Origin of the sequence: Streptacidiphilus carbonis (genome assembly GCF_000787775.1) — a bacterium.
GTDB classification, from domain to species: Bacteria; Actinomycetota; Actinomycetes; order Streptomycetales; family Streptomycetaceae; genus Streptacidiphilus; species Streptacidiphilus carbonis.
In genome coordinates this window covers 68,367-73,574 of the sequence record NZ_BBPM01000032.1, presented here as the reverse complement: position 1 = coordinate 73,574, position 5,208 = coordinate 68,367, and the positions used below count along the sequence as shown (strand labels likewise).

Genomic DNA, 5,208 nt, shown 5'->3' with positions numbered 1-5,208 from the left:
GTGGATGCCGCCGGCAGCGTCGAAGCCGCCGAAACGGTGCAGCAGTCCGAGCCGGCGTCCGAGCCGGCGCCGGAGCCGCAGCTCTCCGTCGTCCCCGAGGGGCCGGCCGCACCCGCCTACGACGACGACATGCGCGACGCGGTGCACCGGGTGATGCGTGAGCGCCGCGACATCCGCAACGGCTTCCGGCCCGACCCGATCCCGCACGAGGTGCTGATCCGGGTCCTTGAGGCCGCCCACACCGCCCCCAGCGTCGGCTACTCCCAGCCCTGGGACTTCGTGGTGATCCGCTCCGCGAAGACCCGGACCCGGATGCACGAACTGGCGGAGCGTCAGCGCGAGGTCTACGCGGAGTCGCTGCCCAAGGGCCGGGCCAAGCAGTTCAAGGAACTGAAGATCGAGGCCATCGTCGAGACCCCGGTGAACATCGTGGTCACCGCCGACCGCACCCGCGGCGGCCGGCACACCCTCGGCCGGCACACCCAGCCGCAGATGGCCCCCTATTCGGCGGCCCTCGCGGTGGAGAACCTCTGGCTGGCGGCCCGCGCGGAGGGCCTCGGTGTCGGCTGGGTCAGCTTCTTCGACGAGCAGGAGATGGTCCGCGAGCTCGGCCTGCCCGAGCATCTGGACGTCGTCGCCTACCTCTGCGTCGGCTACGTCAACGAGTTCCCGGCCGAGCCCGAGCTGGCGCAGGCCGGCTGGGCCAAGAAGCGCCCGCTGTCCTGGGTCGTCCACGAGGAGACCTACGGCCGCCGCGCGCTGCCCGGCGAGGAGCCGCACAGCGTGCTGCAGGAGACCCTGCGGGGGATCAGGCCGCTGGACGCCAAGGCGCTGGGCGAGGCCTGGGACCGGCAGAAGCGGATGACCAAGCCGGCCGGCTCCCTCGGCATGCTGGAGATAATCTCCGCGCAACTGTGCGGCCTGTCCCGCAAGTGCCCGCCGCCGATCCCCGAGCCCGCGTGCGTCGCGGTCTTCGCCGGCGACCACGGTGTGCACGCCCAGGGCGTCACCCACTGGCCACAGGAGGTCACCGCGCAGATGGTGGCCAACTTCCTGGCCGGCGGCGCGGTCGTGAACGCGTTCGCCGCCCAGCTGGGCGCGGAGGTCTGCGTGGTGGACGTCGGCGTCGCCTCCGAACTGCCCCCGGCGATCGACTCCGGCCGCACCACCGGGCTGCTGCCGCGCAAGGTCCGGGCGGGCACGGCCGACATGACCGTGGAACCGGCGATGACCCGCGAGGAGGCGCTGCGCGCCATAGAGGTGGGCATCGAGACCGCCCGCGATCTGGTCGCAGCCGGCAACAAGGCCCTGGTCACCGGGGACATGGGGATCGCCAACACCACCGCGGCGGCCGCGCTGATCTGCGTCTTCACCGGGGAGGATCCCTCGGTGGTGACCGGGCGCGGCACCGGGATCGACGACGAGACCCACGCCCGCAAGATCGCGGTGGTCCGCGAGGCCCTGGCCCTGCACCGCCCCGACCCGGCCGATCCCATCGGCGTGCTGGCCGCGGTCGGCGGCCTGGAGCACGCGGCCCTGGCCGGGTTCCTGCTGGGCGCGGCCAGCCTGCGCACCCCGGTCATCCTGGACGGCGTGATCGCCGGCTCGGCGGCGCTGGTCGCCAAGGCGATCGCCCCGGAGGTGCTCGCCGCGTGCGTGGCGGGCCACCGGTCGGCCGAACCCGGCCACAAGGCGGCTCTCGCCAAGCTCGGTCTGCGACCGCTGATCGATCTGGACCTGCGGCTCGGCGAGGGCACCGGCGCGCTGCTGGCTCTGCCCCTCGTCCAGTCGGCGGCCCGGGCGATGCACGATGTCGCCACGTTCGACTCGGCCGGGGTCACCGAGAAGCACTGACCCTCCCAGGGGGTTTTCCGTCCGCGCAGTTCCCCGCGCCCCTAGCAAGTGCAACTGGCTCAGTTGCAGACCCCCAGGGGCGCGGGGAACTGCGCGACAAGCCATGCACAGTGCCGCACCATCAGACTGAACAGCACCGCCGTACACGAACGCCAGGAGCGCCCATGCCGTCCGAGAACGAGACCACGCCGTACCCCGTGGGCCTGCTGCTCAGGGGCCGCCGCGTCGTCGTCCTCGGGGGCGGCACCGTCGCCCAACGCAGGCTGCCCGCGCTGCTCTCCGCCGGAGCCGACGTGCACCTGATCGCGCCGGAGACGACCCCCGCCGTCCAGGCGATGGCCGACGCGGGCGAACTCACCTGGCACCGCCGCCGCTTCGCCGCGGGCGACCTCGACGGGGCCTGGTACGTGCTGGCCGCCACCGACGACCCCGCCGCCAACGCCGCCGCCACCGTCGAGGCCGAGGCGAACCGCACCTTCTGCTCGCGCAGCGACGACGCCTCGGCCGCCACCGCGTGGACCCCGGCCACCGGACGCGAGGACGGCACCACCATCGCCGTCCTCTCCGGGGACCCCCGCCGCTCCGCCGCGCTCAGGGACGCCGTGGTCGCCGGGCTCCGCGACGGCACCCTCGCCGCCGCGCACCACCGCGGCCGCACCCCCGGCGTCGCGCTGGTCGGCGGCGGTCCCGGCGACCCGGACCTGATCACCGTCCGCGGCCGCCGACTCCTCGCCGAGGCGGACGTGGTGGTCGCCGACCGCCTCGCCCCGCGCGAACTGCTGGACGAGCTGCCGCCGCACGTCGAGGTCATCGACGCGGCCAAGATCCCCTACGGCCGCTTCATGGCCCAGGAGGCCATCAACAACGCCCTGATCGAGCACGCCAGGGCGGGCAGGTTCGTGGTCCGGCTCAAGGGCGGCGACCCCTATGTGTTCGGCCGCGGCATGGAGGAACTGCTCGCGCTGCGGGAGGCCGGCGTGCCGGTCACCGTCGTCCCCGGCATCTCCAGCTCCATCAGCGTGCCTGCCGCCGCGGGCATCCCGGTGACCCACCGCGGCGTCACCCATGAGTTCAGCGTCATCTCCGGCCATGTCGCCCCGGAGGACCCGCGTTCGCTGGTCGACTGGGACGCCGCGGCGAAGATGCGCGGCACCCTGGTGCTGCTGATGGCCGTCGAGCGCATCGGCGCGATCGCCGCAGCACTGGTCGCCGGCGGCCGCGACCCGCAGACCCCGGTCGCCGTGGTCCAGGAGGGCACCACCGCGGGCCAGCGCCGGGTAGACGCCACCCTGGCCACCGTCGCCGCCGTGGTCGAGGCCGAGGAGGTGCGTCCGCCGGCCGTGGTCGTCATCGGCGACGTGGTCGCCGTCAACAACTTGGCAGCCCAGATCTGAGCGGGCAGGATCGAGCTGTGGCCGAACTCATCACCATCGACGACCCGCAGGACCCCCGGCTGCGCGACTACGTCGCGCTGACCGACGTCGAGCTGCGCCGGCGGCGCGAGCCCGAGGAGGGCCTGTTCATCGCCGAGGGCGAGAAGGTGATCCGCCGGGCCCGGCTGGCCGGCTACCGGATGCGCTCGATGCTGCTGTCGTCCAAGTGGATCGACGTGATGCGCGACGTCATCGACGAGGTGCCGGCGCCGGTCTACGCGGTGGCGCCCGAACTGGCCGAGCAGGTCACCGGCTACCACGTGCACCGCGGCGCGCTGGCGTCGATGCAGCGCAAGCCGCTCGCCGACGCCGCCGAACTGCTCACCACGGCCCGCCGGATCGCCGTGCTGGAAGGCATCGTCGACCACACCAACATCGGCGCCGTCTACCGCAGCGCCGCGGCCCTCGGCATGGACGCGATCCTGCTCTCGCCGGACTGCGCCGACCCGCTCTACCGACGCGCCGTCAAAGTGTCCATGGGGACGGTCTTCTCGGTCCCCTACGCCGTCCTGGACCCCTGGCCGCGCTCGCTGGAGACGCTGCGCGAGGCCGGCTTCTCGCTGCTCGCGCTCACCCCGCACGGCGACTCGGGCCCGCTGAACGAGGTCTCGCCCAAGCTGCTGGGGCGCTGCGCGGTGATGCTCGGCTCCGAGGGCCACGGCCTCAGCACCGAGGCGCTGCGCGCCGCCGACGCCTGGGTCCGCATCCCGATGTCGCACGACGTCGACTCGCTCAACATCGCCGCCGCCGCCGCCGTCAGCTTCTACGCGCTCTCCCAGCAGCCGACCGGCTGAAGGAACTCCCGCGAGGTCACCCCTGCTGGCCTGCCACCGTTCCGGTCCCCGGCCAGGTCTCGGTCATCGTGCCGTTGCCCAGCGGGGCGTAGCGGGTGGTGCTGGCGGGGCGGGTGCCCGAGGCGGCGGTGTGCTCCTCGCGCAGCACCGCGCCGTCGGCGATCCGCCAGGTGCCGGTGGCCTGGGGGTCGCCGGTGGAGGCGTGGGAGGCCAGCAGAACCGGTTCTGCAGATGCCCCTGACCCGGTCCCGGACGCCCCGGCGGGCAGCTGGTACAGCTCGATCAGGTCCTCCGGGACGCTGCCGTCCCGGCGGGTGAGCACCACCACCGCGGCCGCGCTGTCGCGGTAGCGCGCGGGCAGCACGCTGGTGAGCGCCACCGGCGCGGCGCCGTCGGTCGAGGCGCGGCCGTCCTTGAGCACCACGGTGGAGCCGTCGCTGGGGTCGGGGTAGCTGCGGTCGGCCCAGTCCACGCCGCCGGTGTCGCCGTTGCCGACCGCCGTGGCCGGCGCCGCCTGCAGGGCGTCCGCCGCGGGGGACGGGGCCGCGGCGGGGACCGCGCCCGGGATCGGCGAGTGTGCCGACGCCACCGAGGGCCTCGGCGGCGTCCCCAGGCCGCGGCTGTCACGGTTCTCGCAGCCCTGCGCGGCGGCGATGGCCAGCGCCACGCCCACCGTCACGGTGATGAAGACGATCAGCCGCTGCCGCAGCAGCCGCCGCGAGGAGCCGCCCGGACGGGCCGGCGGGCGCTGCTGCGAACCGGTCGGCGGGGGAGTGCGGCGGCTTGCGGGCGCCGGTGCGACCGCGCTCGGCCGGGAGTCGTGCCGCTGCTCGTGCCCCCGCTGTTCCGGACGTTGCTCCGGCGGCTGGTCGTGCTGCTCATGACGCTGCCCGTGCCGCTGGTCCGGCCGCTGCTCCGGCCGGACCTCGCGGCGGGTGTGCTGCTGGGTGTCCCGGCGGGGCGGATGCGGCTCGCGCACGGTCGGCGGCATCGGCCGCCTCGGCGCGGGGCGCGTCGGCGGGCGTCCGCCGGCCTGGGCCGCGCCGTGCGGGACCGCGCCGGGACCCCCCGCCTGGGCGCGCCGGCCCGCCTCGGCGGGCCGGCTCTGCCCGGCCTGCGGGCGGGGG

General features: G+C 74.9%; 3 protein-coding genes and 1 pseudogene. 3 read left to right on the top strand and 1 reads right to left on the bottom strand.

Going from position 1 to position 5,208, the window contains the following annotated elements:
* The 3 genes from cobT to TR46_RS23655 form a co-directional block, all read left to right on the top strand.
* A partial coding sequence (gene cobT, locus TR46_RS23665) for a nicotinate-nucleotide--dimethylbenzimidazole phosphoribosyltransferase (protein WP_152626640.1) occupies positions 1 to 1,854 on the top strand: 1,854 nt, incomplete at its 5' end.
* 164 nt (positions 1,855 to 2,018) lie between these two features.
* The gene (gene cobA, locus TR46_RS23660) at positions 2,019 to 3,248 is read left to right on the top strand and encodes a uroporphyrinogen-III C-methyltransferase (protein WP_042404599.1); all 1,230 of its coding nucleotides are present in this window, start codon (positions 2,019 to 2,021) and stop codon (positions 3,246 to 3,248) included.
* Positions 3,249 to 3,265: 17 nt separating this feature from the next.
* The gene (locus TR46_RS23655) at positions 3,266 to 4,081 is read left to right on the top strand and encodes a TrmH family RNA methyltransferase (protein WP_042404597.1); all 816 of its coding nucleotides are present in this window, start codon (positions 3,266 to 3,268) and stop codon (positions 4,079 to 4,081) included.
* Between the two features lie 16 nt (positions 4,082 to 4,097).
* On the opposite strand, the pseudogene TR46_RS45360 reads toward TR46_RS23655, so the two are convergent.
* A pseudogene (locus tag TR46_RS45360) lies at positions 4,098 to 5,208 on the bottom strand (hypothetical protein); the annotation flags it as partial.

Coding starts and splice junctions, on each gene's coding strand:
- cobA (WP_042404599.1), top strand. CDS start 2,019: ATGCCGTCCGAGAACGAGACCACGCCGTACCCCGTGGGCCTGCTGCTC.